The organism is Flexivirga sp. G2 (assembly GCF_055397625.1).
Genome location: NZ_AP039675.1, coordinates 2,901,054 through 2,927,782 on the forward strand (window position 1 = coordinate 2,901,054; position 26,729 = coordinate 2,927,782).

General features: G+C 67.4%; 21 protein-coding genes. 8 read left to right on the forward strand and 13 right to left on the reverse strand.

Translation table 11 applies throughout. The features are described 5' to 3' along the window. Positions 1-69 precede the first annotated feature (69 nt). A complete protein-coding gene (locus ACZ50J_RS14060) occupies positions 70-873 on the forward strand; it encodes an ABC transporter permease (RefSeq protein ID WP_464297775.1) in 804 nt (267 codons plus the stop codon). Here the strand turns inward: ACZ50J_RS14060 and ACZ50J_RS14065 are convergent. From ACZ50J_RS14065 to ACZ50J_RS14075, 3 genes are all read right to left on the reverse strand, one after another. Then, positions 822-3,827, reverse strand: a complete 3,006-nt coding sequence (locus ACZ50J_RS14065) for a bifunctional [glutamine synthetase] adenylyltransferase/[glutamine synthetase]-adenylyl-L-tyrosine phosphorylase (protein ID WP_464297776.1) — start codon at positions 3,825-3,827, stop codon at positions 822-824. The genes ACZ50J_RS14060 and ACZ50J_RS14065 overlap by 52 nt on opposite strands. Then, positions 3,824-5,161 (reverse strand): glutamine synthetase family protein, encoded by a 1,338-nt coding sequence (locus tag ACZ50J_RS14070; protein ID WP_464297777.1) that lies wholly within the window; start codon positions 5,159-5,161, stop codon positions 3,824-3,826. The genes ACZ50J_RS14065 and ACZ50J_RS14070 overlap by 4 nt, the downstream gene beginning before the upstream one ends. A gap of 143 nt (positions 5,162-5,304) precedes the next feature. Beyond that, entirely contained in the window at positions 5,305-7,620 is a 2,316-nt protein-coding gene (locus ACZ50J_RS14075) for an immune inhibitor A domain-containing protein (RefSeq protein WP_464297778.1), read from the reverse strand. Positions 7,621-7,788: 168 nt separating this feature from the next. Here ACZ50J_RS14075 and panB point away from each other — a divergent pair, with 168 nt between their 5' ends. Further along, positions 7,789-8,649, forward strand: coding sequence for a 3-methyl-2-oxobutanoate hydroxymethyltransferase (panB, locus tag ACZ50J_RS14080; protein ID WP_464297779.1), 861 nt, complete (start codon positions 7,789-7,791; stop codon positions 8,647-8,649). Here the strand turns inward: panB and ACZ50J_RS14085 are convergent. From ACZ50J_RS14085 to ACZ50J_RS14120, 8 genes are all read right to left on the reverse strand, one after another. After that, complete coding sequence (locus ACZ50J_RS14085; protein ID WP_464297780.1) at positions 8,589-9,842, reverse strand: MFS transporter; 1,254 nt, start codon at positions 9,840-9,842, stop codon at positions 8,589-8,591. The genes panB and ACZ50J_RS14085 overlap by 61 nt on opposite strands. 64 nt (positions 9,843-9,906) lie before the next feature. Then, positions 9,907-10,485, reverse strand: a complete 579-nt coding sequence (locus ACZ50J_RS14090) for a DUF402 domain-containing protein (RefSeq protein ID WP_464297781.1) — start codon at positions 10,483-10,485, stop codon at positions 9,907-9,909. Between the two features lie 338 nt (positions 10,486-10,823). After that, on the reverse strand, positions 10,824-13,064 hold the full coding sequence (locus ACZ50J_RS14095; RefSeq protein WP_464297782.1) for a beta-glucosidase: 2,241 nt from the start codon (positions 13,062-13,064) through the stop codon (positions 10,824-10,826). Between the two features lie 12 nt (positions 13,065-13,076). Beyond that, the gene (gene xylA / locus ACZ50J_RS14100; protein ID WP_464297783.1) at positions 13,077-14,258 is read right to left on the reverse strand and encodes a xylose isomerase; all 1,182 of its coding nucleotides are present in this window, start codon (positions 14,256-14,258) and stop codon (positions 13,077-13,079) included. 44 nt (positions 14,259-14,302) lie between these two features. Further along, positions 14,303-16,660 (reverse strand): beta-glucosidase, encoded by a 2,358-nt coding sequence (locus ACZ50J_RS14105; protein WP_464297784.1) that lies wholly within the window; start codon positions 16,658-16,660, stop codon positions 14,303-14,305. Between the two features lie 3 nt (positions 16,661-16,663). Then, positions 16,664-17,497 carry a carbohydrate ABC transporter permease gene (locus ACZ50J_RS14110; protein WP_464297785.1) on the reverse strand — a complete coding sequence of 278 codons (834 nt, stop codon included), beginning with the start codon at positions 17,495-17,497 and terminating at the stop codon, positions 16,664-16,666. Continuing rightward, positions 17,497-18,414, reverse strand: a complete 918-nt coding sequence (locus tag ACZ50J_RS14115; protein WP_464297786.1) for a carbohydrate ABC transporter permease — start codon at positions 18,412-18,414, stop codon at positions 17,497-17,499. The genes ACZ50J_RS14110 and ACZ50J_RS14115 overlap by 1 nt, the downstream gene beginning before the upstream one ends. After that, positions 18,411-19,721, reverse strand: a complete 1,311-nt coding sequence (locus ACZ50J_RS14120) for an extracellular solute-binding protein (protein WP_464297787.1) — start codon at positions 19,719-19,721, stop codon at positions 18,411-18,413. The genes ACZ50J_RS14115 and ACZ50J_RS14120 overlap by 4 nt, the downstream gene beginning before the upstream one ends. Positions 19,722-19,829: 108 nt before the next feature. On the opposite strand from ACZ50J_RS14120, the gene ACZ50J_RS14125 reads away from it, so the two are divergent. After that, complete coding sequence (locus ACZ50J_RS14125) at positions 19,830-20,849, forward strand: LacI family DNA-binding transcriptional regulator (protein WP_464297788.1); 1,020 nt, start codon at positions 19,830-19,832, stop codon at positions 20,847-20,849. On the opposite strand, the gene ACZ50J_RS14130 is transcribed toward ACZ50J_RS14125, so the two are convergent. Both ACZ50J_RS14130 and ACZ50J_RS14135 read right to left on the reverse strand, forming a co-directional pair. After that, positions 20,834-22,066: an MFS transporter gene (locus ACZ50J_RS14130; RefSeq protein ID WP_464297789.1), complete on the reverse strand. Its 1,233-nt coding sequence runs from the start codon at positions 22,064-22,066 to the stop codon at positions 20,834-20,836. The genes ACZ50J_RS14125 and ACZ50J_RS14130 overlap by 16 nt on opposite strands. A gap of 49 nt (positions 22,067-22,115) precedes the next feature. Next, positions 22,116-22,295 carry a methionine aminopeptidase gene (locus tag ACZ50J_RS14135; protein ID WP_464297790.1) on the reverse strand — a complete coding sequence of 60 codons (180 nt, stop codon included), beginning with the start codon at positions 22,293-22,295 and terminating at the stop codon, positions 22,116-22,118. 170 nt (positions 22,296-22,465) lie between these two features. Here ACZ50J_RS14135 and ACZ50J_RS14140 point away from each other — a divergent pair, with 170 nt between their 5' ends. From ACZ50J_RS14140 to ppgK, 5 genes are read left to right on the forward strand one after another with little or no spacing between them, the layout of a single operon-like run. Then, positions 22,466-23,128 carry a hemerythrin domain-containing protein gene (locus ACZ50J_RS14140; protein ID WP_464297791.1) on the forward strand — a complete coding sequence of 221 codons (663 nt, stop codon included), beginning with the start codon at positions 22,466-22,468 and terminating at the stop codon, positions 23,126-23,128. Beyond that, positions 23,125-24,081, forward strand: a complete 957-nt coding sequence (gene sigJ / locus ACZ50J_RS14145; RefSeq protein WP_464297792.1) for an RNA polymerase sigma factor SigJ — start codon at positions 23,125-23,127, stop codon at positions 24,079-24,081. Before ACZ50J_RS14140 ends, sigJ begins: the two co-directional genes overlap by 4 nt. Then, positions 24,078-24,983 (forward strand): alpha/beta hydrolase, encoded by a 906-nt coding sequence (locus ACZ50J_RS14150; RefSeq protein ID WP_464297793.1) that lies wholly within the window; start codon positions 24,078-24,080, stop codon positions 24,981-24,983. Before sigJ ends, ACZ50J_RS14150 begins: the two co-directional genes overlap by 4 nt. A 38-nt stretch (positions 24,984-25,021) precedes the next feature. Further along, complete coding sequence (map, locus tag ACZ50J_RS14155) at positions 25,022-25,885, forward strand: type I methionyl aminopeptidase (protein ID WP_464297794.1); 864 nt, start codon at positions 25,022-25,024, stop codon at positions 25,883-25,885. 42 nt (positions 25,886-25,927) lie between these two features. Beyond that, complete coding sequence (ppgK, locus tag ACZ50J_RS14160; RefSeq protein ID WP_464297795.1) at positions 25,928-26,692, forward strand: polyphosphate--glucose phosphotransferase; 765 nt, start codon at positions 25,928-25,930, stop codon at positions 26,690-26,692. Positions 26,693-26,729: the final 37 nt, after the last annotated feature.

Below are 26,729 nucleotides of genomic sequence, written 5' to 3' on the forward strand. Positions count from 1 at the left end.
ATTCTAGTTGCGTCGGATCAGTGCCTCGGCAGCCGTCCGGTTCCCGGACCATCCGGCGATACTGCGGAGATGACTCTGGTGCAGATGCACGGCTGGCACGACGACCTGGTCGTACTGCTCTTCGTCGTCGTCGGCACGTTGCTGTCGGCCGGGATCGTGCGCTGGGGACGCCTCGGTGACGGCGCCGGGCAGCTGACCGCCGGTCTGCGCGCATGCGTCCAGCTGGCCGTGGTCGGGCTGCTGATCGGTGCGGTGCTCGAATCCTGGGCGCTCTCACTGCTGTTCTGCGCCCTGATGCTCGCGGTCGCGTCATACACGAGTGCCCATCGCATCCTCGGTCGCGCCACCTGGTGGACGCTCGTGCCGATCTGCGGCGGTGCGGTGCCCGGTGTGCTCGGGATGCTCGCCACCGGTCTGGTGCCGCTGAAGCCGATCGCCGTCATACCCGTGCTCGGCATCGTCGGTGGCAACTCGATGACGGCAACGTCGTTGTCGGGCAAGCGGATCCACGAAGCGCTGCGCACGCGATACGGCGAATTCGAGGCCGGGCTGTCGATCGGTCTCACCTCCGCCGAGGCTGCCGACGTGGTCGCGCGCGACGACGCGGCGTTGGCCCTGATCCCGGGCATGGACCAGACGCGAACCGTCGGGTTGGTCACCCTGCCCGGAGCGTTCGTCGGTGCGCTCCTCGGCGGCGCGAGTGCCTGGGAGGCAGCTGCCGTGCAGTTGCTGGTGCTCGTGACGCTGCTGGTCGCACAGGCCATCTCGGTGCTGATCACCACCGAGCTGACCATCCATGGCCGGCTCGGTGTGATCGATCGTCAGCAGCGCGTCGGGTCGAGGTCGCGGTCGGCGTCCGGTTCGGTGCCGTAGAAGACGCGTTCGACGACCTCCCGCGCCCGGCGCGCCACCCGCAGGTAGCGCTCGGACAGCTCGTGCCCGGAGCCGACCGGCGACCCGAGGATCCGGGCGATGCCGTCGGCGTCCGCGAGCGAGCCCGGCAACGAGTCGACGGGACGGCCGCGCCAGAGCACCGATGCGTTGCGCAGTCGGGTGGCGAGCGTCCACGACTCCCGCAACGCGGCGGCGTCGCGCACGTCGAGCAGCTGGTGCTGTGCCATCACCTGCAGGGGTGTGGTCGTGCCGGGGTGCCGGAGCTCCGGGATCTCGTGTGCGTGCTCCAACTGCGCCAGTTGCACGGTCCACTCGACGTCGGAGAGACCGCCGCGGCCGAGTTTGAAATGGGTGCGGCGGTCGCCGCCGCGCGGAATGCGCTCGGCCTCCATCCGGGCCTTCAGCATCCGGATGGCGCGCACCGCGGATACGTCGATGCCGCCCTCCGGATAACGCAACGGGTCGATGAGATCGGTGAACTCGCGGGCGAGGTCCTCGTCACCGGCGATCGGTTGCGCGCGAAGCAGCGCCTGCGCCTCCCAGCCCTCGGACCAGCGCTGGTAGTAGGCGGCGTACGACGCGAGCGTCCGGACGATCGGGCCGGCCTTGCCCTCCGGGCGCAGGTCGGCGTCCACCCCGAGCGCCGGGTCGGGGCCGGCGGCACTCAGGCCGTTCGAGAGGAACACCACCACTTCCTCGGCCTGACTCTGCGCGAGTCGGGCGTCGGTGTCGGGCAACGGGTCGTGCACGAACATCACGTCGGCGTCGGAGGAGTAGCCCATCTCCCGACCGCCGAGACGACCCATCCCGATGATCGTGATGCGAGTGGAAACTGTTGTGCCGCTGGTCTTTTCGACATGGCGTATGGCGAGCTCCAGGGTGCCCTGCAGTGTCGCGGCGGCAAGATCGGTCAGCGAGCGCTCGACGCTGTCCAGGTCGAGATTGCCGTTCATGTCGGCGACGGCGATGCGGATGAGTTCGTTCCGGCGCGCCGACCGGATCGCGAGCAGTGCCGCGTCGTCGTCGTCCGGCTGGCGGTCGACCGCACCCCGCATGACGGTGAGCAGCCGGTCCCGCGACAGCGGTTGCAGCGCGTGCTGGGAACCGAAGACCCGCACCGACGACGGGGCGTTCTCGAGCAACTGGCCGACATACCTGCTGCCGGCGAGCGAGCGAGCGAGCGTCTCGGCGGCGCGGCCCTCGTCGCGCAGCATCTTGAGGAACCAGTGCGTCGAGCCGAGCGCGTCGCTCAGCCTCCGGAAGGCGAGCAGTCCCAGATCCGGATCGACCTCCTCGGCGAACCACTGCAGCATGACCGGCAGCAGGGTTCGCTGGATCGCCGCGCGGCGGCTGACTCCGGCGGTGAGCGCTTCCAGGTGCCGCACCGCACCCTTGGCATCGCGGAATCCCAGTGCGGCGAAACGGTCTTCGGCGTTCTCCCGTGTCAGGCGGGCCTCGTCGGAGGGCAGGTTGGCGACCGCGGTCAGCAGCGGCCGGTAGAAAATCCGCTCGTGCAGCCGCCGCACCTTCGCCGCACGCTCGCGCCATTGCTTGACGACGTCGGTCTCCGGGTTCGCGCGCAGGCCGACCGACCGGCCGAGCGCACGCAGTTCGGCGGGGCTGTTCGGGATCAGATGGGTGCGTCGCATCCGCGACAACTGGATGCGGTGCTCCAGCACCCGCAACTGCCGGTAGGCCTGGTCGAGTCCGTGGGCGTCGACCCGCCCGATGTAGCCACCACGCGACAACGACTCCATGGCGGCCAGCGTCCCCCTGTTGCGCAACCGTTCGTCGGTCCGTCCGTGGACCAGTTGCAGCAGCTGCATGCTGAACTCGATGTCCCGCAGTCCCCCGGGCCCCAGCTTCAGCTGCCGGCCGGCCTCGGCCTGCGGCACGTGGTCCTCGACGCGACGCCGCATCGCCTGCACGTCCTCGACGAAGTTGTCGCGGTCGGCCGCCCGCCACACCATCGGCTGTATGGCGTCCAGGTATGCCGCGCCCACCGCCTCGTCGCCGGCGATCGGTCGGGCCTTGAGCAACGCCTGGAACTCCCAGGTCTTGGCCCACCGCTCGTAGTAGGCACGGTGCGACTCCACCGTGCGCACCAGCGGGCCCTGCTTGCCCTCCGGACGCAGCGCCGGATCGACCTCCCAGAGTGCACCCTCGCCGGTCGAGGTCGAGCACGCACGCATCACCTCGACGGCCAGCTTGCCGCCGACCTCCAGAGCGTCCGACTCCGCGACTCCGTCGGCCGGTTCGGCGACGAAGATCACGTCGACGTCGGAGATGTAGTTGAGCTCGCGGCCGCCGCACTTGCCCATGCCGATCACGGTGAGCCGGCAGGTGTCGGAACCCTCGACCGTGTTGCGCGCGATCCGCAGCGCTGCCGCGACCGCGGCTCCGGCGAGTTCGGCGAGCGCCTCGGAGATCTGCGGGAACTGTTCGACGGGGTCACCGGTCAGGTCCACCGCCGCGATCTGCACGAGTTGGCGGTAATAGGCGACGCGCAGCGCGTCATACGCCTCGGTGCCGGTGGTGTCGCCGACCGCGTCCGCCAGCGCACGGTAGAGCTCCGGTCGTTCACGGACCGTCGCATCGACGACGTCACGCCAGTACTCCGGGTGCCGCACCAGGTGATCGGTCAACGCACTGGATGCCCCCAGCAGCGTGACGAGCCGATCCCAGCCCGGCCGGTCATCGGTGAAAAGCGTTGCCAATCGGGCGTTCTCGCCCTCCGGGAGCACCTCACCCAGGCGCACGAGACCGAGCAGTGCCTGGTCCGGCGACGCGGTCTGGGACAGCGACCCGACCCGGTCGGCGACGGTCTCCGGCGACGTCGTGAGTTCGGCGAGCATGCCCTGCGCGCGTTCCGGTTCGGTGAAGCCGGCCCGCGCCAGGGCCGAGCGGGAGACGGATGGGTCCGACGCCCTCACAACCGGCCCAGGTACTGGTCCAGCTCGTACTGCGTCACCTGATCGCGATAGGCGGCCCACTCGGCCCGCTTGTTGCGCAGGAAGAAGTCGAAGACGTGCTCGCCCAGCGTCTCGGCGACCAGCTCGCTGTGCTCCATCAGGTGTATGGCGTGATCGAGCGACGCCGGCAACGGTTCGATCCCCATCGCCCGCAGTTCGCGGTCGGTGAGCGTCCAGACGTTGTCCTCCGCCTCGGGCGGCAGCTCATAGCCCTCGTCGACGCCCTTCATCCCGGCAGCGAGGACCAGCGCGTATGCCAGGTAGGGGTTGGCCGCCGAGTCCAGCGACCGCACCTCGATCCGCGAGCTCTGCCCCTTGGACGGTTTGTACATCGGCACCCGCACCATCGCGCTGCGGTTGTTGTGCCCCCAGCAGACGTACGGCGGCGCCTCGGCGCCACTCCAGATGCGCTTGTAGGAGTTGACCCATTGGTTGGTGACCGCGCTGATCTCGCCGGCGTGCCGGAGGATGCCGGCGATGAATCGCCTTGCGGTCGTGGAGAGTTGGTACGGCGCGCCCGCCTCGAAGAAGGCGTTGCGGTCGCCTTCGAAGAGCGACACGTGGGTGTGCATGCCGGAGCCGGGTGCATCGGCGAGCGGCTTGGGCATGAACGACGCGAAGACGCCCTGCTCGAGCGCGACCTCCTTGATGACCGTCCGGAACGTCATGATGTTGTCCGCGGTGGTCAGCGCATCGGCATATCGCAGGTCGATCTCGTTCTGGCCGGGTCCGCCCTCGTGGTGGGAGAACTCGACGGAGATGCCCATCTGCTCCAGCAGCGAGATCGCCGAGCGGCGGAAGTCGTGTCCGGTGCCATGCGGCACGTGATCGAAGAACCCGGCGTTGTCCACCGGAGTCGGCGGCTGCCCGGGCTTGATGTCCTTCTCGAAGAGATAGAACTCGATCTCCGGGTGCGTGTAGAAGGTCAGCCCCTTGTCGGCGGCCTTGGCCAGCGCCCGCTGCAGCACGTAACGGGGATCGGCCATGCTGGCCGAACCGTCGGGCAACCGGATGTCGCAGAACATGCGCGCGGTCCCGGGGTTCTCACCACGCCACGGGAGCACCTGGAAGGTGTCGGCGTCGGGCACCACGAGCATGTCGGACTCGTAGACACGGGCCAGCCCCTCGATGGCACTGCCGTCGAAGCCGATTCCTTCGGCAAACGCGCCGTCGAGTTCGGCCGGCGCCACGGCCACCGACTTGAGCGTCCCGAGCACGTCGGTGAACCACAGGCGGATGAACCGGATGTCGCGTTCCTCGATGGTGCGGAGCACGTACTCCTGTTGACGATCCATAGAACGAATCCTGCCCTATCGACGGCACTTCACGGCGGCCACCCGACGCAGCGGTCGGCCCGCTCGGGCCCGGAGGTCGGACACAGTACGGCGCCGACCGGGTCGTGCCCCCGGTCGGCGCCGTCGATCTGCGCGGTACGGTCCTACTTGGCGAACTTCACCCGGACCTTCAGCCCGTCGCCCTGCTTGCCCTGCACGATGATCTTCGTGCCGGTGCGGGCGACCTTGACCGATCCCGTCGGATTGTCTTCCGTCCAGTAGGCATCGGACCGGCTGTCGTCGAAGGTGGTCACGGCCACACGTGCCGGAAACTTCAGCTCGGTTCCCTTGCGGTGCAAGGTGAACTTGTCGGTCTTGTCGACGCCGAACGTCGAGTCGTAGGACTGGATCCGGTTGCTGGCGACTTCGCCGGTCTTCCAGGTCACCGCAGTCGGGTGAGCGTCCACCGGCAGCACCAGACCGTGGCCCGGATGTTGTGTGACGTTGTTGTTCTTGTACTCGTTGTCGACATACCAGACCAGCAGACCGTCCTGGTACGGGTAGTGCTCGACCCAGTCCGGCTTGTTCGTGAAGCCGAAGTTGTACGGCCCCTGCTTCAACGTGGTGTCGTAGCCGGCGTAGCGGCGCGACTCGGCCAGGTAGTAGTGAGTGACGGTGCGGGTGTCGGTGCCGGTCATCCGCGTGAATCCGTTCGGCGTCCACGCGGAGGTCGCCGATTCGACGTTGTCGGTCACGGTGGTGTCGTCCTTGGTCACCGTCAAGTCGTCCAGGAAGGCGCCTGCCTGACTCACGCCACCATCGCTCTGGTACAGGAACCGGAAGAAGATCCGCTTGCCGGCGTAGGCCGACAGGTCGAAGTTCAGCGTCGACCATGCCTTCTTCGTCCCTGTCGTCGTCCCGACCGTTGTCCAGTTCGCTCCGCCGTCTGTCGAGACCTGACCGTAGAGGAAGTCGTAGCCGTCCTCGATGTCGTACCAAGCAGCAGCCGACACGGACGCGGATTTGACCCCGTTCAGGTCGATCTCGCGCGTGAGGGAGTTGTTCAGGTTGTCAGCACTGCCGCTCCACCACTCGTACGAACCGGACTTCGGCTCGTTGTAGTTCGTGGTGATCTTCTTGTCCGGCAAGCTCACCGCAAGAGCCTGTGGTTTGGCCCTGTTGTCTTGGTCCGCCGGGCCAAGCCTGGCATCGGTCGGGGTGCCGTACTTCACTGTCTGGACGTCGCTCCAACCCAGTTGCAGCTTGGACCAAGCATCCATATAGCCCGGGGTCGTGCCGATGGCGTCGCCACCGTGGTTCAGCCACGAACCGCTGCTCATCAGGCTCCAGTAGCCGACGGTGTTGTCGCCGGTGTTGGTGGTGTCGTAGAGGTCGGGGAGGCCGAGGTCGTGGCCGAACTCATGGCTGAACACACCCAGCCCCCCGTTCTCCGGTTCGGTCGTGTAGTCGGAGACCCAGATCCCGGTGTCCCCGATCTGCACACCGCCGGCCTTGTTGCCCTGTGGGCCGGTCGTACCGACTCCGGATTGCACCGCCCAGCGGTGCGACCAGATCGCGTCGTCGCCCTGCGCGCCGCCGCCGGCCTCTTCGCCCTCACCGGAGTGCAGTGCTTCATAGTGGTCGATGTAGCCGTCGGGTTCGTTGAAGTCGCCGTCACCGTCGTAGTCGTAACGATCCCAGGTGTCGAACTGCTTCAGCCCGTCCTTGATCTGGGCCTTGGTCCTGCCTGCCTTGATCTGCTTGTTGTACCAAGCGGTCAACGAGTCCTGAATGAACGACCAGCTGCCCTCGGCCTCGGTGGTGCCATCACCCTCGACCGGGTTGTGGCCGTAGCGGGCCTCGTTGTAAGGCACCTTCACCCAGTCGCTCACGGTCGTCGAGACGTCGAAGCGGCCCTGCGACTGGTCCTTGTAGAAGTTCTTGAAGGACTCGCCGGTGCCGTTGAACAACGTGTCGTAGTGCGCCTGGTTGAAGTCGTTCACCCAGTACGTCGAGTTGTTCTTCGCGCGGTCCGGCTCGGGGATAGCGTTGTGCAGCGGCCCCTCAGTCCCTCCGGTCGCTGCCTTGGTCTTCGTGCCGAACTCGGCGAGCGTCGCGAAGATCTTGGTCGACTGATTGGGGTCGTACTGGACGTACTTGCCCTTCTTCGGCTTAGTGCCCTTGCCGCGGCCGTGGGCGCTCTTGGCGGACTCCGGCGCCTGCAGCTCGATGACTTTCTTGCCATCGACCGTCTTGACCTTCGCCTCGCCCTTGACGAGCTTGTCGACTGCTGCCTTGCGCTCCGCGGCCTGCTTCTCCGCGCGCGGGTTGGGCAGGTTGTCCGACCGGTGGGTGAGACCCGGGCCGGCCGAGGGGACTGCCTGCGCATCGGCGGACTGGGTGAGCCCGGCGATGGCGAAGGACGCCGTTGCGGCGAACGCCGTGGTCCCGGCGATCGTCTTGAAGACGCGTCTTGTCACTGTTCCTCCAACTATGAAAGGGACCGCCTCTGACGGGGGTGTGAGGCGAGCCGGGATCAGCCTGACGATTTCTGTGCGAACTCGCGGGCTTTAGCCAGGTTCCTTTAATGTTTCCGTGCATGTCCCTTACCGTCTCTTGAACATTCCGGCCGCCGATAGGGTCGACGTATGACGGATAAAACCTCAGAAGTCAGCGCCCCGTACGGCACCGGCGCACAAGCGGCCCCGCAGCGACGGGTCCGTGTGCCGCATCTGCAGGCCAAGAAGGCCAAGGGCGAGAAGTGGGCCATGCTCACGGCATACGACATGTATGCCGCGGAGATCTTCGACGAGGCGGGCATCCCGGTGCTGCTGGTCGGTGACTCGGCGGGCAACAACGTCTTCGGCTTCGAGACGACCGTGCCGGTGACCGTGGACCATCTGGTCCCCCTGGTCCGCGCGGTCAGCACCGCGACCTCGCACGCGATGGTCGTGGCCGATCTGCCGTTCGGGTCTTATCAGGCCAGCCCGCAGCAGGCGCTGGAGACCGCCACCCGGTTCATGAAGGAGGGTCTGGCGCACGCGGTGAAGCTCGAGGGCGGCAAGCCGATGGTCCCCGAGGTCGAGTTGCTGGTCCGGGCCGGCATACCGGTGATGGGCCACATCGGCTTCACCCCGCAGAGTGAGCACGTGCTCGGCGGCTACCGCGTGCAGGGCCGCGGCGACGGCGCGGAGCGACTGCTCGAGGACGCGCTCGCGCTGCAGGAGGCGGGCTGTTTCGCAGTCGTCATGGAGATGGTCCCGGCGCCGGCCGCGCAGAAGGTCACCGAGGCGCTTTCGATCCCGACCATCGGCATCGGCGCCGGCCCGCACTGCGATGCGCAGGTCCTCGTCTGGCAGGACATGGCCGGGTTGCGCGGCGGCAAGGCACCACGTTTCGTCAAGAAGTACGCCGACCTGCGTGGCGAGCTCGGGCGCGCCGCACAGGATTACGCCCGAGAGGTCGCTTCGGGCGAATTCCCTTCGGCAGCACAGAGTTTCGAGTCCTGACGTTCTCGGTGCCCGCCGCCCTTGGTGGGCACCGAGAACCACATCACCACCGCGGCGATCAGCCCGAACGCACCGGACACGACAATGCCGGCGCTGAGGGCGAGCGCCGCGGTGACCCAGGACAGGATCGCCGGTCCGACCGTCGACCCGGCGTCGGAGAGTTCGCGCCACATGCCGAGGAACTGCGCCCGCCCGACCGATGGCGAGTAGTCCGCGCCGAGCGTCATGACCATGCCGGAACCGATGCCGTTGCCGAAGCCGAGCAGGCACGCGACGACACACAGCATCACCGCCCCGTGAGTCAACGGGATCGCCATCATCGACACGCCCATGACCACCATCGACGGGACCGTCACCCAACGCCGGCCGAAGATGTCCATCACCTTCCCGGCCGGGTAGAAGACCAGCATGTCGATGCCGCCGGAGATGCCGTAGATGACGGACGTCGTCTGCGCGGAGATGCCGAGGTGCTCGGCCCACAACGGTATGACGGCCTGGCGAGTGGCGCGGATCATCGAGACGAGCAGGACGCCCATGCCCACCGTCAGGAACACCCGCTTGTAGTCGACCAGGACGCGGCGGACCGTGGCCGCATCGGGTGGCGTTCCCTCGTCGGGAGCGTGTCGCGGCAGGTCCTTGAGCGTCGCTCCGAGGACACCCGCGAGCGCGAGGGCGGCGACGCACACGGCATACGCGCCGCGCAGGTGCCAGAGTCCCATCGCTGCGGCACCGACGAACGGTCCGATGAACATGCCCACGCGCATCACGCCACCGAGCGTCGACAGCGCCCGCGCCCGGTATTGCGCCGGGATCGCCTCGGTCAGATAGCTCTGCCGGGCAAGCATGAACACCGAGCCGCTGACTCCCATCAGGAACGCGCCGGTTCCGAACAGCAGCAACGTGTTCGCCGCCATGCACAAGGCTGCCGAGATCACACCGACGACCGAGGCCCCGATGATCGCGTGCCGCTCGCCGTACTTGTCGGTGATCATCGAGCTGGGGACGTTGAAGAGCAGCGAGCCGATGTTCAGCAGCGTGACCATCAGCGCCGCGGTGGCGACCGATCCGCCGAGGTCGCGCGCGGAGAGCGGCACCACGGGAAGCATGGCTCCCTCAGCGAGGCCGAAGAGAAGCGACGGAGCGTATGCCGGAATCGCGAGTCGTTTCAGGTCGAAGTCCGGCGTCTCAGTCATTGTTAGCTAGTCTAACGATCTCCGCAGCGGGCCACACCGTCGGGTGCCGGCCCTGCCGTCGCACCTAGAGCGCCGGCAGCTCGAGCGCCCGCCCCTCGGCGAGCCGGGCGAGACCGGCGCGCAGCAGCGGCGACGGATCGGCGGTGAGCTCCGCCCGCAACGCGTGCACCTCCTCCAACGACCGAACCCGTGCCAGCGGCCCGATCCGGCCGCGCCCGCACGCGATCTCGAATTCGTCCTCGTCCTCCACGCCGAACGCCCCGCTGCGGTCGAGATAGGGATCGAGCTCGAGGTCGTCATACGCCCACACGTCGCCGAATCGCATGGGCGGCGTTGCAATGTCGACGTCGATCACATGGTCTGAGCCGGCGACCCAGTGCGCGACGAACCATCGGTCGGCCGGGAGGAGGACGACGCACGATCGGCCGACGCGATCTTGGCCCTGGGCGACCTCGCACGTCTCCTGGTGCCCGTCGGCGTGCACCCCGACAAACGTCGAATGCGCGGGCGTGAACACCCACGTGCCGTACCCGTCCCGCCCGAGGAGGTAACCGCGCCACCGCCCGGACCCTGCGGGCCGCTTCCACTTCTGGATCGTGACGACGGCAGGTGCCGCACGCTCGGAGGACGTGACCTCAGGCATCTGTCGCACTCCTCCTCGTCAGGCAGGGTTCTGCTCACTTCGATCATGGCCCTCTACGCCGTGACGGGTCTCGATACACCTCCCCCGCTACGCTCCTCCGGCACTCGACCAACGAACGGGCGGAACGAAACGGAGCGCCAGCGGAGTACGCGCCGGCGGCAACAGCACCGGGCACCCAAGGTGAGCAACCAAGGGGCCGAGGTGGTCGTCCGACCGAACCTGTGGAACGGAACGGAGCGCTAGCGGAGTGCAGTGGAGGGCGTTCGGACGGGCGGCTGCCTCGGCCCCGCAACCGAGGCGACCGAGGCGACCGAGACCACCGAGACCACCACAACGTCCTAGCCGTGCGTGCCGGAAGACCGTTCGATGAGTCCGTCGAGCGTCGGCAGCGCATCGCCGAGGCCGAACATCTGCATCGCCTTCTGCATGTCCATCGAGCCCATCACGCGCAGCACCGCCGGGTCGTCCTGGATCAATGCGGCTTCCTTCGCGGGCAGGCCGGCGGCCAATGTGTCGACGAGGACGGTGCCGCCGACGATCGGGTGGTCCAGCCATTCGTCGACGGACGACGTCCGCGACAACGGCCGGACCGGCTCGTTGCCGACAAGCGAAATCGTCTGTGCCGCAACGATGTCGTGCGCGTTGTCGCCGATCTCGATGCGGTAGTCACCCGCTGCGACGACCCAGTCGTGGTCATCGACGTCCCAGTAGGCGAATGCCCGGTCGCCCAGGTGGAGCGTCACCTCACGGGACTCCCCCGGGTCCAACACCACGGACTCGAAGGCACGCAACTCCCGCATCGGTCGATGCACGGGTCCGGCTTCGGTCCCGACATACACCTGGACGACGTCGCGGCCCGCTCGTGCTCCGGTGTTGGTTACCGTCAGCGTGGCGATGGCCGTGGCGTTCCCGGTGACGTCGACCGTCAGGTCCGAGACGGCGAAGGTCGTGTAGCTGAGTCCGTGCCCGAACGGATAGCGCACGTCGGTGCCGGTGCTCTCGTATCCGCGGTAACCGACGAAAACGCCCTCGCCGTAACGCACTTGCAGATGGTCGCCGGGGAAGTTCAGGTACGCGGTCGTATGGCGCAGCTCCTTGGGCACGGACTCCGCGAGGTGCCCCGATGGGTTCGCGAGCCCGTAGAGCAGGTCCACGGTGGCAGCCCCGCCGGCCTGCCCCAGCAGGAAGCAGTCGAGGATCGCCTCGACGTTCTCGTGCCACTCCTCGACGGTCACGATGCCACCGTGCGACAACACGACGACGGTGCGCCGCGCGACCGCGGCAACGGCGTTGATCAGTTCGATCTGGACGGGCGGCAACGACAGTCGATCCCGGTCGAAGCCCTCCGACTCCTCGTGATCCGGCAACCCGGCGAAGATGACCGCGACCTCGGCCGCGGATGCCAGGAGCACGGCCTCGTCCCGCAGCAGTCGGGCATCGCCGAACCCGTCGAAGGTGAATCCCGGCGCGAAATCGGCATTTTCGGCAACAGAGTCGATCTCCTCCCAGGCGGAGTCGACCTGCGTCGCGTTGATGTGCGAGCTGCCACCGCCCTGGATCCGCGGGCTGCGTGCGAACTCGCCGATGACCGCGATGCGCTGCGTCGGCCGCAGGGGCAGCACCGCGTCGTCGTTCTTCAGCAGAACCGCGCAGGACCGTGCGGTTTCGCGGGCCACCTGGTGGTGACCGGCGGCGGCGAACGGCTCCGCCTGCGCGGCGACCCAGCGGTGCAGCGCCAGCACCCTCCCGACCGCCCGGTCGAGGTCGGCTTCGGCGAGGCTGCCGTCCGCGACAGCAGCCTCGATCGCATCGAGAACGGTGTCGGACGGTCCGGGCATCTGCAGGTCGAGCCCTGCGGCCACCGACGCCACCGGATCGCAGGTGGCGCCCCAGTCGGAGATCGTCGCCCCGTCATACCCCCACTCATCACGCAGCAATGTCGTGAGCAGCCACGGGTTTTCGGTGGCGTGCAACCCGCCCAGCAGGTTGTATGACGCCATGACCGTCGCCGGCTCCGCACGCTGGACCACCGCTTCGAACGCGGGCAGGTAGATCTCGCGCAGCGTCCTGTCGTCGACGATCACGTCAACGCGCATCCGGTCCGTCTCCTGGTTGTTGGCCGCGAAGTGCTTGACCGAGGCACCGACACCGGCGCCCTGCTGACCCTCGACGTGCGCGACACCCAGCTCGCCGGCCAGCAACGGATCCTCCGAGTAGTACTCGAAGTTCCGACCGCACAACGGCGAACGTTTGATGTTGACCCCTGGACCGAGCACGACATCGACACCGAGCGAACGTGCTTCTCGCGCAATGCTTTCGCCGATCCGGCGGGCGACGTCAGTGGACCAACTGCAGCCCACCGCCACAGCCGGCGGGAAGCAGGTCGCAGGCGACGCCGCGTTGAGACCGAGTTCGTCGCCGATCGCGTGCCGCACACCGTGCGGCCCGTCGGCCACCTGGACACTGCCGATGCCGTGCTCCGGAGCGTCCATCGTGGTCCAGAAGTTCTTGCCGACCAGCAGGCTCGCCTTCACCCGGACCGGGACCGCACTCAGGTCGACGTCCGACGTCTCAGTCATGCGTCGCTCCCGTCAGCGCCCGGTGAGGTGTTCGACCGCGAGCTGGTTGAGCTTCACGAAGCCGTAGTCACGTTCGGCGGCCTGCTGCACGTCGAAGTCGTCCTCGGCAGCCAGGAAGTCGGTGAGCGACTCCCCCGCGGCCAACGTCGGCTCCTGCAGCGCCATGACGCCGGCGTACTCCATGGCCTCGGTGACCCGGGGGTCGGCGCGGAAGGCGCGCGCCTTCTCGGCCAGGTGCAAGTAGGTCGACATGCACGCGCGCGCCGAATCCCACACTCCTGCCATGTTTTCGGTGCGCGACGGCTTGTAGTCGAAATGCCGCGGCCCGGTGTAGCGCGGCGCGTCCGGCTGCCCGGGGAAGCCGTTCTCCAACAGGTCGACCGTGAAGAACGCCGACAGCAGGTCGCCGTGACCGAAGACCAGGTCCTGGTCGTACTTCAGGCCGCGCTGGCCGTTGAGGTCCAGGTGGAAGAGCTTGCCGCTCCACAGCGCCTGCCCGAGCTGGTGGCTGTAGTTGAGGTTGGCCATCTGCTCGTGGCCCGTCTCCGGGTTGAGACCGACGATGTCGCCGTTGTCGAGCTCGGCGATGAACGCCAACGCGTGCCCCACCGTCGGCAGGAAGATGTCGCCGCGTGGCTCGTTCGGCTTGGGCTCCAAGCCGATTCGCAGCGAGTAGTTCTTCTCCTTGATGTATGCCGCGACGGTGTCGATGCCCTCCTTGTAACGCTCGAGGGCGGCGTGGACGTTCTTGCTGCCGTCGTACTCCGCGCCCTCGCGGCCGCCCCACATGACGAACGTCTCGGCGCCGCACTCGGCAGCGATGTCGACGGCCTGCAGGATCTTGCGCAGTCCGAAGCGGCGGACGCCACGGTCGTTGCTGGTCAGTCCACCGTCCTTGAACACCGGGTGGGTGAACGTGTTGGTCGTGACCATCTCGATGGTGATGCCCGACTCGTCGCAGGCCTTCTTCAATTGGTCGATGCGCGACCGCTTGGTGGCCTCGTCCGCGTCGAACGGGAAAACGTCGTTGTCGTGGAAGGTGATGCCCCATACGCCGAGCTCGGCCAGGTGCTTGACGTACTCCCACGGCTCGAGCGGCGCACGCGATGCCGTGCCGAACGGGTCGACGCCGGTCCAGCCGACGGTCCACAAACCGAACGAGAACCTGTCTTCGGGGGTCGGTGTCTGTGCCATGGTACTGCCTGCTTCCTGGTAGTGATCAATCACGCTGTATGGCGTCACAACGCCTGCGGGACAATGGAACTGGGTGTTTCGAGCACACGTCCTTCACCGACTTCGCGGACCTCCCCGTCGATCCGGAAGGCGGCGGTCAGCGGCAGGGCATCGCTCGCCGTACCGACCTCGACACCGAACTCGCCGGGCTCGACGATCCGGGTGCCGGCGCGACCGGTGAAGGAGGTGCGATCCGCATGCACCTCGAACGTGACCCGAGCCGCAGCCGCAGGGGCCAGGTCGACCTTGGCATAACCGGCGAGCCAGTGCGTCGGACGGGTCACCTGTGCGACCGGGTCGGACAGATAGAGCTGGACGACCTCGGCGCCGGCCAGGCAGCCGGTGTTGCGCACGGTGGCACTCACTCGAACGACTCCGTCCGGCGCGATCGACACCGCGGACAGCTCCAGGTCGGTGACCTCGAACGTGGTGTAGCTCAGGCCGTGACCGAACCCGTATGCCGGTTGTGGGTCGAGGTTGGACACGCCGTCATTCGTGACGGCCAGCGGCGGCCCGAGATACGTCCCGGGCTGACCGCCGCGCAGCGCCGGCAGTCCGACCGGCAGCTTCCCACTGGGGTTCACCCGACCCGACAGCACGCCCGCGATCGCCGAGCCGCCCTCTTCGCCGGGCATGAATGCCTGCACGATCGCCGCCGTCCGGTCGACGAATTCGCCCACCGCATAAGGCCGTCCGGTGATCAGCAGCAGGATGACCGGCACCCCACGCTGCTGTGCGGCCGTGAGCACCTCGTCGACGAGCGTGGCCTGCGCGCCCGGCAGCGCCAGGTCGACGACGTCGCATCCCTCGCCCGACGTGCCTCGGCCGAAGAGGCCGGCCAGGTCACCGACGGTGAGGATCACGACATCGCTGTCGCGCACGACCTCGAGGGCTTCCAGGATGCCGGACAGATCGGTGTCGGTGAAGTCGACGCCCTTCGCGTGACGGACTGTCGCCGACGGCAGCTCGGCGGACAACGCGTCCACCAGGGTCTGCAGCTCGATCCCGGCACCGTGCTCCTCGAACCGGGACAGCACGTGATTCGGGAACGTGTAGCAACCCAGGTAGGTGCGCGCCTGCTGCGCCGACGGACCGATGAGTCCGATCCGGCGCGGCTCGTCGGCCAACGGCAGAGTGTCGTTCTCGTTACGTACCAACACGATCGAGCGCTCGGCCATCGTGCGCGCCAGCTCCCGGTTGGCGGGGCTGTCCAGGTCCACGCGCGCTGCATCCTCGGGGGCGGCGGACCATCCCGGGTCGAGCAGACCGAGCGCGACCTTGTGCCGCAGCACCCGGCGCACGGCGGTGTCCAGCACGTCCTCGTCGAGCCATCCGTTGGCGACTGCGTCGGCCAGGCCGAAATACGCACTCGTCTCGGGCAATTCGACGTCCAGGCCAGCCGACAGCGACAGGACCCCGGCTTCGTCCAGCGAGGCCGCGACCCGGTGCATCGACTCCAGGAACGTCACCGCCCAGTAGTCCGAGACCACAGTGCCCGCGAATCCCCAACGCTCACGCAGGATCCCGGTCAACATCCGGTATGACGCAGCCGGTGGCTCGCCGTCCAGGTCGGCATACGAGTTCATGACCGACTCGACACCACCCAGGCGCACCGCCATCTCGAACGGCACGAGGATGACGTCCTCCAGCTCACGCGGCCCGATCGAGACCGGCGCGTGGTTGCGTCCGGCGCGCGAGGCGGCATACGCGGCAAAGTGCTTCAGTGTCGCGACGATGCCCGCCTCCTGCAGCCCGCGGACGTACCCGACACCGAGCGAACCGATGAGATAGGGGTCCTCCCCCATCGTCTCCTCGACCCGGCCCCACCGGTAGTCACGCACGACATCGAGCACCGGAGACAGGCCCTGGTGCACGCCAACTGCCCTCATGTCGTTGCCGATTCGTCGTGCCATCGCCTCGACGAGCTCCGGTTCGAACGACGCGCCCCACGCGATTGCAGCCGGATAACAGGTCGCACCCAGAGTCGTGAACCCGGTCAGACACTCCTCGTGCGCGATCGCCGGTATGCCGAGCCGCTGGTGATCGACGACGAATTGTTGGAACTCGCGCAACTGCTGCGCGCCGGTCGCCGGGTCCACCGGACCGGAGCCGAAGACCCGGGTCAGATGGCCCAGCCCGTCGGCCGCAGTACCCGCGAGATCCCGCCGTCCGTTCTCGAACGCGGACTGCATGGGTGCGACGTCTCCGTCGGACGAGTTCTCCTCCGGCCGGGGCCAGTACGAGCCGAGTTGTGCCGCCTTCTCGGCAACAGTCAGCTCCGCCAGAAGCGCCTCCACCCGCTCGTCGATGTCTCGTGCCGGGTCGGTCCAGAGCGGCGCCGGAACCTGTTCTTCAGTTGTCATTGCTCACTTTCCGAATCCTGCGGTCAGACCGGCAACCAGCTGCCGACGCCCGACGATGTATGCCGCCAGGATCGGCAGGCAGGACAGCACGACGGCGGCCAGCACGGCCGGAATGTCGGATTGGAACTCACCCTGGTAGCTGAACAGTGACAGCGGCAGCGTCTGCACGTTCGTGCTCTGGGTGAGGATCAGCGGGAAGAGGAACCCGTTCCAGCAGTTGAGGGCGTCATAGATCGCCACCGTGGTGATCGCCGGCTTCGACAGCGGCAACACCAGGCTGACGAACGTCCGCCAGTCACTCGCGCCGTCCGCGTGCATCGAGTCGTAGAGCTCACCCGGTATGTCGCGCAGATAGTTGACCAGGATCAGCACGGTGATCGGGATCGCGAACGCGATTCCCGGCAGGATCAGCGCCGGCAGTGTGTCGTACAGATGCAACTGCACGATCAGGTAGTAGACCGGCACAATCGTCGCCTGGATCGGGATCGCGATGCCCAACAGGAAGACCCGCTGCGACAGTCGAGCGATCCGCGACGACCGCCGGACGATCACGTAACTGGCCATCAGCGAGATCGCGACGACCACGGCCACCGTGACGACGGCAACGATGAGGCTGTTGACGAAGTAGCGCAGGAAGTCGTTCTGCAGCACGGTTCGATAGGCGCGCAACGTCGGATTCTTCGGTATGCCAAGGGCGTTCGAACTGTAGTAGTCCGCTTGCGACTTGAGGCTGGTGATCACCACGTAGTAGATCGGACCGATGGTGAGGATCAGCCAGATGAATCCGAGCACGCCGGCCGGCACGTTCGGGCGGCGCAGCGTTGCTGTCCGCGCCATCACGCTCCCTCCATCTGGGACTCCATGCGGTCCGAACCGCTCAGTCGGTTGAGCACCAGCGAGAAGGACAGACCGAGCACGATCAGGATGACGGCGATGACACTCGCAACACCCATGTCATTGCTCTTGAACCCCTCGAGGTACATGTCCACCGGCAGGACCCGGGTCGCATCGCCGGGGCCACCGTTCGTCATCACGTAGATGAGGTCGAAGGCTGTGAGTGTCCCGACGATCATCAGCGTCGTACTCGTCACGATCGTGTACTTCAGCTGCGGCAGGGTGATGCTGAAGAAGCACCGCACCCGCCCCGCACCGTCGAGTTCGGCCGCTTCGTACAGCGTTCGCGGTATCTGTCGCGCGCCCGCCTGGTACAGCAGCGAGTGGAACGGAATGAAGCACCACGAGACGACAGCGATCACCACCCAGAACGCCAACGTCGGCGAGCCAAGCCAATCCTGTTGCAGCAGACCGAAGTGCAGCGCGTTCGACAGGCCGAAGTTCGGGTCCAGCAGACTCTTGAACGCGATACCGATCGCCGTTGCGGAGAAGAGCAACGGCACGAAGTAGAGCACCGCCAGCACACCGCGGTACCGCTGTCGGCCGGCCATGAACACACCGAGCAACAGGCTGATCGGGAACTGCACCACGAACGTCGCGATGCATATCAGGATCGTCAGCCACAGCGCGTGGTAGGTGTCGCTGTCCTGCAGCACCGAGGTCCAGTTGTCGAGTCCGGAGAAGCTCGGCGTACCGAGACCGTTCCAGTCGTAGAAGGACAACACCACGGTGCCGACGAGCGGCACCAGACCGAACAGCGCGAAGAATGCCAGCGCCGGCGCGAGCATCCAGAGGCTCGGACCCTTGCGACTTGCCTTCGGACGGTCCGCCGCCGTGACGACGGTCCCGTCCGAGCTCATTTGATCGTGCCGTTCATCGCCGAGATGAAGTCCTGCGCGGTGGCCTTGCCGAGGAAGAAGGACGACAACTTGGCCAGCACCGTCTGCGCCTGGGAGTCGGACAGCGCCTGGTCCCAGGACAATTGGAAGCTCTTCGCGTTCTTGGTCTGGTTGTAGGTGAAGAGCAGGAAGTCCTTGTCCTTGCTCGCGTCGAGCTTGCTCTCGATGTTCTGCACGGCCGGGATCAGGCCCATGTCGATGAGCTCCTGGCAGGCCTTGTCGTTCAGGTTGTACTTGTCCAGGAACTTCGCCGCCTGGTCCTGGTCCTCCTTCGACGCCTTCGCGGACACCGAGAAGTAGTTGGCGGGGTTGCCATAGACGTTGCTCGCGTCTCCGACACCGCCCTCGACCGACGGGAACGCGAACCAACCCAGGTTGCCCGCCTCCACCCACTTCTTCGCGTCGGTGGTGAACGTCGTGTAGACCCAGTTGCCCTGCAGCAGCATGGCGGCCTTGTCCGTGTAGACCAGGGCGGCATCGGCATTGTTGTCCGCGACGACCGAGCCGAACTTGTTGCCGAAGCCACCGGCGTCGATGAGTTCCTTCAGCTTGGCGAACGCCTTCGCGAACGCTGGGTCGGACCAGGCGCCCTTCTTCTGCTGGAACGCCTTGTTGAAGGGCTCCGGGCCGCCGATGCGGTCCACGAGGAACTCGATCCACATCAGCTCCGGCCACTGGCTCTGGCCGGCGAGCGCGATCGGCAGGATGCCCTTGGCCTTGAATTTCTTCACCGCGTCGAGCAGCTCGCTCCAGGTCTTCGGCACCTCGACACCGGCCTGCTTGAAGAGCTTCTTGTTGTAGTAGATGAGCTCGGGCTGGGAGTTGTTGATCGGCACGGCATACACCTTGCCGTCGACCTTGCCGACCTCGAGCACCGAAGGAATCGCGCGCTTGGTGAGGTTCGGGATCTTGTCCGTGATGTCGACGACGTCCTTGCTCGCGACATAGTCCTTCAAGGTGCCGCCGGCCCACGAGTAGATGAGCGTCGGGCCCTTGCCGGATCCGACCGAGGTACGGATCTTCTGCTTGTACGAGTCGTTCGCGAAGTACTGCACGTTGAACTTGTGATCCGGATTGTCCTTGTTCCAGGCCGCGAAGCTGTCCTTGAATACCTGCTCCGGGCCGCCGGTCAGCGCCCACGCGGAGAGTCCGCCGCCGCCACCGCCACCTCCGCCGGTCCGTCCTCCGCCGCTACCGCAGGCAGTCAGTGCGAACAGGGGCGCGGAGGCAACCGCACCCATCAGAAGCTGACGACGTGACACGGACATGGGATGCTCCTTCAGGGCAGTCCGAAACTTTCGGAAAGTTTTCGGTTCGGGTTAATCTATGTCCGGCCCGGCCACGGGTCAAGCATTTTCAACGAGATCGGGGGCGGCATGACTTCCACACTGCGGGCGGTGGCAGCCGACGCCGGCGTCTCCCTGTCGACCGCGTCGAAGGTCCTCAACGGGCGGCCCGACGTGAGTCCCACAACCCGCGAACGCGTGCTGCGTTCGGCGGCGAACCTCGGCTACAGCGCACCGCGCCGTGCCCGGCAGCGCGACAACTCGGTGCTGATCCTCTTCGACGACCTGATCAGCCCCTACTCGCTCTCGGTGCTCAGCGGCGCGACCGAAGCGGCCGCCCGACTCGGCCAATCACTGATCGTCGAGCGGATGCTCGGCGGCGGCCGCACCGACTGCCTGACCGAGCGGTGGTTCGACTCGGTCGCCGCTCGGGGCATCGGTGCACTCGTCACCGTGACCACTCCACTGACCGACCGCGAGCTGCAGTGGTGCGCCGACGCGGGCATCGCACTCGTCGTCGTGGACCCGATCGGTACGACGACCAAGTCGACCGTCTCGATCTCCGCGACGAACTGGGCCGGCGGGCGGGAGGCCACACGACACCTGCTCGACCTCGGTCATCGCCGCATCGGATTCCTCAACGGACCGCCGAACTCACAGCCCGCCCGGGACCGCCTGCACGGCTACACCAGTGCGCTGACGGACGCCGGGATCGAGTTCGACCCCGACCTCGTGCTCGGTGACGTGTATGCCGTGGAGCCCAGCCTCGCCGCGGCACATCAGTTGCTCGCACTGCCCGACCCGCCGACAGCGATCTTCGCCTCCAGCGATGCCAGTGCGCTCGGTGCGCTTCGTGCCGCCATGGAGCGCGGTATGACGGTCCCCCGCGACCTGTCCGTGGTGGGATTCGACGACACTCTGATGGCACGCTGGGCACCGATCCCGCTGACGACCGTCAACCAGCCACTGGTCGAGATGGGCAAGGTCGCCGTCGAACGGGTCCTCACCCTGGCCGACGATCCCAAGGCGTTCTCGCACCCGTTCCAACTCGAGACGCATCTCATCGTCCGCAAGACGACGGGTCCGCTGCCGCCTCAGACCGCGAGCTGATCTGCTGCCGTCGGCGTGCGCCGCAGGAGCCGAAATGCCAACGCGGCCAGGACGATTGCGCCGACCCCGGATCCGACAGGCACGAAGTAGCCGGCGTGTGCGCCCCAGCGCTCCACGACAGCACCACTGAGCGCCGAGCCGGCCGCGACGCCGATGAGCAGTCCGGTGAAGACGACACCCATCGACTCGTTCACCTGGCCGGGGCGGACCAGCGTCTGCGCGAGCTTCATCGAGGTGATCAACGTGGGCGCGGTGGCGCCTCCCGCGATCAGCAACACGACCGTCAGCGCAATCAGGTTATCCACCAACAGGATCGGCGCCTCCAGGACGCACATCGCGATGGTTCCGAGCAGGAGCGCACGCGACAACGACCCCTTCATCGCCTTGGCGCCATAGACGATCGCGGCGGCGCCGGACCCGATCGCGAAGACCGCGAGAATGAGGCCGGCGAGGTTCTTGTGGCCGTGCTCGGCCGAGAACGCAAGCGTGACAACGTCATTGGCGCCGAGAATGCCGCCGGTGAGGACCATGATCAGAGCGACGACCAGAACCGGAGCATTGCGCGCCACGCTCTGTGACCGAGCATGGTCGATCGGTGTCACGGGCGGCTCGGTGGATCGGGCACTGACGAAGAGGAACGACCCCACGGCATACAGCACGGACGCGGCGATGAAGCCGGCCTCGGGCGTGACCGTGGTCGCCAGCAGGACCGCCACAGCGGGCCCGATGACGAAGGAGAACTCGTCGAGCACCTGCTCCAAGGACATCGCCGTGTGCAGGCGATCCGGTTGCCCTTCCAACAGATACGCCCAGCGGGCCCGACTCATGGCATCCGGCGCCGCGACGATCGCGGCCATCGGATAGGCGACGAACAGGGTCCACGCGGGCGCCCCGGCCATGGACGCGAGCACCAGCACGGCGTCCCAGCAGACACCCCACAGAGCGAGCGGCAGGGTCACCCGGCGCTGGCCGAAGCGATCGACCAACCGACCGACTCCGGCTGCTGTGATCGCCAGCATGACAAGGCCGGCGGCCGAGACACCGCCGGCCAGGGAGTAGGAATCGCGTCGGCCCGCGATCATCGCGACGACGGCGACACCGAACATCGCACCGCCGAGACGTGCGACCAGCGACCCGAAGAGGAAGCGACCGGCCTCGGGCGTTGCCAGCAACGCCCGGTAGGGCTTCAACAACGGTCGACGACCGTTGTGCGCCATACGGTCACCGGCCGACACCGCACCCCGTCATGTGTCGCCGGTCCACTCGCTACTTGTCGCCGTTCCACTCCTTGTCCTCCTCGTCCCAGGCGGCCGTCCGCTCCGCCGCGTGCTGCAGTGCGTTGCGGGCCTCGTCCTCGGTGTCGAACGGCCCCAGCAGGTTGGCCTTCGGGTCGGTCTCGCCGTCCTGCTCGACCTTGCTGCTGTCGACGTTGTACCAGTAGGCCACGGTGCTGCTCCTTCGTCGTTCTCGGCTCTGGGGCCGGAGTGTGTTCTGCTCTCCGATCCAATCACAGGTCGTTCGGCCGACCGTGTCACATTTCGCTGCTCTGATCCGACAGTGCAGTGGGTCGGTGACGACTTCCGCCGCCGAACACACCGCCTGCGAAGGAGCAGACCATGACACTGACCGCCGAGACGGCCGACCAGGCACGTCGCCGCCGCGCGTCGCTGGAGGGCGGCGTCGACTTCACGATGATGTATGTCGCGCACGACGCGTTCAACCGCGACCTGTCACGGCTGCTCATCGCCATACACGACGACGGCCCGAGCCCCGCCGCCGAACACACCTGGCGGGTGTTCGCGCAGCAGCTCCACACGCACCACACCGCCGAGGACCGAGCGCTCTGGCCGCCGTTGCGCAATGCCCTGAAGCACACAGCCGAGCTCACCGTGCTCGACGCCATGGAGCAGGAGCACGCCGAACTCGATCCGCGGATCGTTGCGGTGCAGACCGCGTTCGCGGACGGCGAGATCCCTTCGCTGATCGGCGAATTGGCCGACCTGGCCGAGGGCCTGGCCGCACACATGCGGCACGAGGAGAACACCGCCCTGCCGCTGCTGGACCGGACGCTCGGGCAGGAGGGGTGGGCGGCGTTCGTCGCGCACATCCGACGGGAAAACGGTGGCCTGCGTGGCGGCGCCAGCTACCTCCCGTGGGTCCTGGACGGTGCCTCCGACGAACTCACCGCAGCAGTACTGACGACCTTGCCGCCGCCGGCACGTTGGCTCTATCGGCACCGTTGGGCACCGCGGTACCGGCAGGCTGGAGGCCTGAGGTGACCGCCCCGAAGGACCATCCGAGCGAGGAGATCATGAACGAGCTGTCCTGGCTGACCGACGAGTTCGAACGGCACCGCCCGCAGTTGCGCGCGGTCGCCTACCGGATGCTCGGCTCCGTCACGGATGCCGACGATGCGCTCCAGGACGCGTGGATCCGGCTGAATCGCACCGGTAGCAACGACATCGACAACATCGGCGGCTGGCTGACGACCATCGTCGGGCGGGTCTGCATCGACATGCTCCGCTCCCGCCGCGCGCGTCGCGAGAGCTTGATCGGGACCTGGTTGCCGGAGCCGGTCGTCACCATCGACGACGGACTCGGTCCGGAGCAGGCCGCCCTGCTCGCCGACTCGGTCGGTATGGCGATGCTCGTGGTGCTCGAGAGCCTCGAGCCCACCGAGCGCGTCGCCCTCGTGCTGCACGACACGTTCGCCGTGCCCTACGACCAGATCGCGCCGATCGTCGGGCGCTCCCCCGCCGCGACCCGTCAACTCGCCAGCCGGGCGCGTCGCCGGATCCGTGGCGCGTCCACGACGCCCGATCCGGATCTGGGCCGTCAGCGCGAAATGGTCGATGCGTTCCTCGCGGCGGCCCGTGCCGGAGACTTCGAGTCGTTGCTCGAACTGCTCGATCCGCAGGTGGTGTTCCGGGTCGACAGTGGGCCCGGGAAGCAGTTGGCGCCACCACTGCTCACCGGAGCGACGGACGTGGCCAGGCAGGCCGCGGCGACCGGGCCGCGGTTCGCGACCCTGTGCGAGCCCTGCCTCGTCAACGGAGCCGCGGGCATCATCGCCCGCACGTCCCACGGCGTCATCGCCGTCGTGGGCATGACCGTGATCGACGCACGGATCGTCGAGATCGACCTGATGCTCGATGCCGAACGGCTCGCGACGGTCGACATCCAGGAGCCCGACCGGGCCCCTGCCAAGGACCCAGCAGAAGGCCAGTCATGACAACCCTTGAAACGCGTACGAGCGTTGAATTCTCCTGCGCAGGAACGAAACTCGCAGCATGGCACTACGCCGGCACCAACGGTGCCTGCGTGGTGATGACCGGCGGTCTCGGCGTGACGAAGGAGCCTGGGACCGACCGGTTCGCCCAGGAGTTCCATGCCGCGGGGTTCAGTGTCCTCGCCTTCGATCACCGCGGCATCGGTGCCAGCGCCGGGACGCCACGGCAGGTCCAGACCATGCGCGGTCAGGCGGCCGACTGGGAGGCGGCGATCGCCTTCGCCGCGAAGTTGCCCGAGGTCGAACCGACCCGCATCGCTGCCTGGGGCTTCTCGACCTCGGCCGGGCACACCGTCCGGTTGGCGGCCCGGCACCCAGAGCTCGCGGCCGTGATCGCGCAGTCACCCAATGTCGACGGTCCCACCGCCACCCGCAACGCGGCGCGCTACCAACGACCGGGCGCGATGCTGCGGATGACCGGTCGTGCCGTGCTCGACGCGATCGGTGGCCTCGTCGGCCGACCGGCCCGGCTCGTGGCGTTGGGCGGAGCGCCCGGCGAGGTGGCCTTGCTGACGACACCGGACGGCGCACTCGGGGACGCCGCGCTCAACCCCGGCGGAATCCACCCCGACTGGCTGCAGGCGATCGCCGCCCGGTCGACGTTCGGCGTGATGACCTTCCGTCCCGGCCGAGAGGCCGGACGCATCACCTGTCCGGCGCTGTTCGTGGTGTGCGACGACGACTGCTCGGTGCTGCCCGGGCCCGGCATACGTGCAGCCGAGCAGGCACCGTACGGAGAACTCGTGCGAGTGCCGGGCGGGCACTATGCGCCGTTCCTCGACGAGTACGACGTCGCGGTCCGGGCCGAGATCGAGTTCCTGCGGCGCCACCTCTGCGCCGACTGACCGTGCCGGCTGATCGGCGTGCTCCATAGACTGCTCGCATGTCGATCAGCAGCACCCAGGTACGCCCCGGACGGGTCGGTCCGCAACGGACCGTGCCGGCGTCCATCGCCCGGCCGGAGTATGTCGGCAAGCCCGCGCCCGCACCGTTCACCGGATCCGAGGTGCACGACCCGGAGCTGATCGAGCGCATCCGCGTCTCGGCACGCATCGCGGCGCAGGCCATGCAGGTCGCCGGGGCCGCTGTACGACCGGGAGTCACGACCGACGAGATCGACCGGGTGGGGCACGAATTCATGCTCGACCACGGTGCGTACCCGTCCACCCTCGGCTACCGGGGATTTCCCAAGTCGCTGTGCACCAGCGTCAACGAGATCGTCTGCCACGGCATACCGGACGACCGGCCGCTCGAGGACGGCGACATCGTCAAGATCGACATCACGGCGTACAAGGACGGCGCGCACGGCGACAACTGCGCGACGTTCCTCGTCGGCGACGTCGACGAGGAGTCCCGGCTGCTCGTCGAGCGCACCGAGGAAGCCATGCTGCGCGGCATCAAGGCCGCGATGCCCGGGCGAGCCGTGAACATCATCGGCCGAGTGATCGAGAAGTACGCCAAGCGATTCGGGTATGGCGTGGTCCGTGACTACACCGGACACGGCGTCGGCCCGGTCTTCCACTCCGGACTGGTCATCCCGCACTACGACGCTGCCCCGGCATACGCCGACGTCATCGAGCCGGGTATGACGTTCACCGTCGAGCCGATGCTCAACCTCGGCACGCCGGAGTGGACGATGTGGGACGACGACTGGACCGTCGCAACGAAGGACCTGCGGCGATCCGCGCAGTTCGAGCACACCATCCTGATCACCGACAGCGGTCCGGAGATCCTGACCCTGCCCTAAAGTCTTCCTGCCACAGCATTTCGCGAAGGAGTCTGCACACTCATGACCACGACCTACCCACTGGGCATCGACGTCGGCGGCACGGGCATCAAGGGCGCGCCGGTCGATCTCGAGAAGGGTGCCTTCGCCACGGACCGCGAGCGCATCGACACCCCCAAGGAGTCGACGCCGGATGCCGTCGCGGACGTCATCGAGCAGATCGCCGACAAGTTCGCCGCGGAGACCGACGGACAGCCGATCGGCATCACCCTCCCGTGCGTGGTGACCCACGGAGTGGTGAGAACCGCTGCGAACATTGACAGTTCGTGGATCGGAACGAACGTCGAAGAGCTGCTCAGCAAGCGTCTCGGTCGCCCGGTGACCGTCGTCAACGACGCCGACGCCGCAGGTGTCGGCGAGCTGCACTTCGGCGCCGCGCGCAACACCGACGGCACCGTGCTGGTCTCGACCCTCGGCACCGGCATCGGTTCGGCACTGCTCATCGACGGTGAGTTGCTGCCCAACTCCGAGCTGGGTCATCTGGAGATCGACGGCCATGACGCCGAGACGAAGGCGGCCGAGAGCGCGCACGTCACCGAGGATCTCTCCTGGGAACAGTGGGCGAAGCGGCTGCAGCGCTACTACAGCCACATCGAGGATCTGCTGTGGCCGGACCTGATCGTGGTGGGCGGTGGCATCTCCAAGAAGGCCGACAAGTTCCTGCCGCTGCTCCACCTGCGCGCACCGATCGTGGCCGCGCAACTGCGCAATGCCGCCGGCATCGTCGGTGTCGCCTGGCTGGCCGACCGCGCAGCCCGGGCGAAGTAGGAACGCCGGGCTGTCGAGAGGAACCGTCCCTCCACGC

What these genes read in the sequence shown, in the direction of transcription:
- ACZ50J_RS14060 (WP_464297775.1), top strand. Translation starts at nt 70, where the DNA reads ATGACTCTGGTGCAGATGCACGGCTGGCACGACGACCTGGTCGTACTG.
- ACZ50J_RS14070 (WP_464297777.1), bottom strand. Translation starts at nt 5,161, where the DNA reads ATGGATCGTCAACAGGAGTACGTGCTCCGCACCATCGAGGAACGCGAC.
- panB (WP_464297779.1), top strand. Translation starts at nt 7,789, where the DNA reads ATGACGGATAAAACCTCAGAAGTCAGCGCCCCGTACGGCACCGGCGCA.
- ACZ50J_RS14085 (WP_464297780.1), bottom strand. Translation starts at nt 9,842, where the DNA reads ATGACTGAGACGCCGGACTTCGACCTGAAACGACTCGCGATTCCGGCA.
- ACZ50J_RS14090 (WP_464297781.1), bottom strand. Translation starts at nt 10,485, where the DNA reads ATGCCTGAGGTCACGTCCTCCGAGCGTGCGGCACCTGCCGTCGTCACG.
- ACZ50J_RS14095 (WP_464297782.1), bottom strand. Translation starts at nt 13,064, where the DNA reads ATGACTGAGACGTCGGACGTCGACCTGAGTGCGGTCCCGGTCCGGGTG.
- xylA (WP_464297783.1), bottom strand. Translation starts at nt 14,258, where the DNA reads ATGGCACAGACACCGACCCCCGAAGACAGGTTCTCGTTCGGTTTGTGG.
- ACZ50J_RS14105 (WP_464297784.1), bottom strand. Translation starts at nt 16,660, where the DNA reads ATGACAACTGAAGAACAGGTTCCGGCGCCGCTCTGGACCGACCCGGCA.
- ACZ50J_RS14110 (WP_464297785.1), bottom strand. Translation starts at nt 17,497, where the DNA reads ATGGCGCGGACAGCAACGCTGCGCCGCCCGAACGTGCCGGCCGGCGTG.
- ACZ50J_RS14115 (WP_464297786.1), bottom strand. Translation starts at nt 18,414, where the DNA reads ATGAGCTCGGACGGGACCGTCGTCACGGCGGCGGACCGTCCGAAGGCA.
- ACZ50J_RS14120 (WP_464297787.1), bottom strand. Translation starts at nt 19,721, where the DNA reads ATGTCCGTGTCACGTCGTCAGCTTCTGATGGGTGCGGTTGCCTCCGCG.
- ACZ50J_RS14125 (WP_464297788.1), top strand. Translation starts at nt 19,830, where the DNA reads ATGACTTCCACACTGCGGGCGGTGGCAGCCGACGCCGGCGTCTCCCTG.
- ACZ50J_RS14130 (WP_464297789.1), bottom strand. Translation starts at nt 22,066, where the DNA reads ATGGCGCACAACGGTCGTCGACCGTTGTTGAAGCCCTACCGGGCGTTG.
- ACZ50J_RS14140 (WP_464297791.1), top strand. Translation starts at nt 22,466, where the DNA reads ATGACACTGACCGCCGAGACGGCCGACCAGGCACGTCGCCGCCGCGCG.
- ACZ50J_RS14150 (WP_464297793.1), top strand. Translation starts at nt 24,078, where the DNA reads ATGACAACCCTTGAAACGCGTACGAGCGTTGAATTCTCCTGCGCAGGA.
- map (WP_464297794.1), top strand. Translation starts at nt 25,022, where the DNA reads ATGTCGATCAGCAGCACCCAGGTACGCCCCGGACGGGTCGGTCCGCAA.
- ppgK (WP_464297795.1), top strand. Translation starts at nt 25,928, where the DNA reads ATGACCACGACCTACCCACTGGGCATCGACGTCGGCGGCACGGGCATC.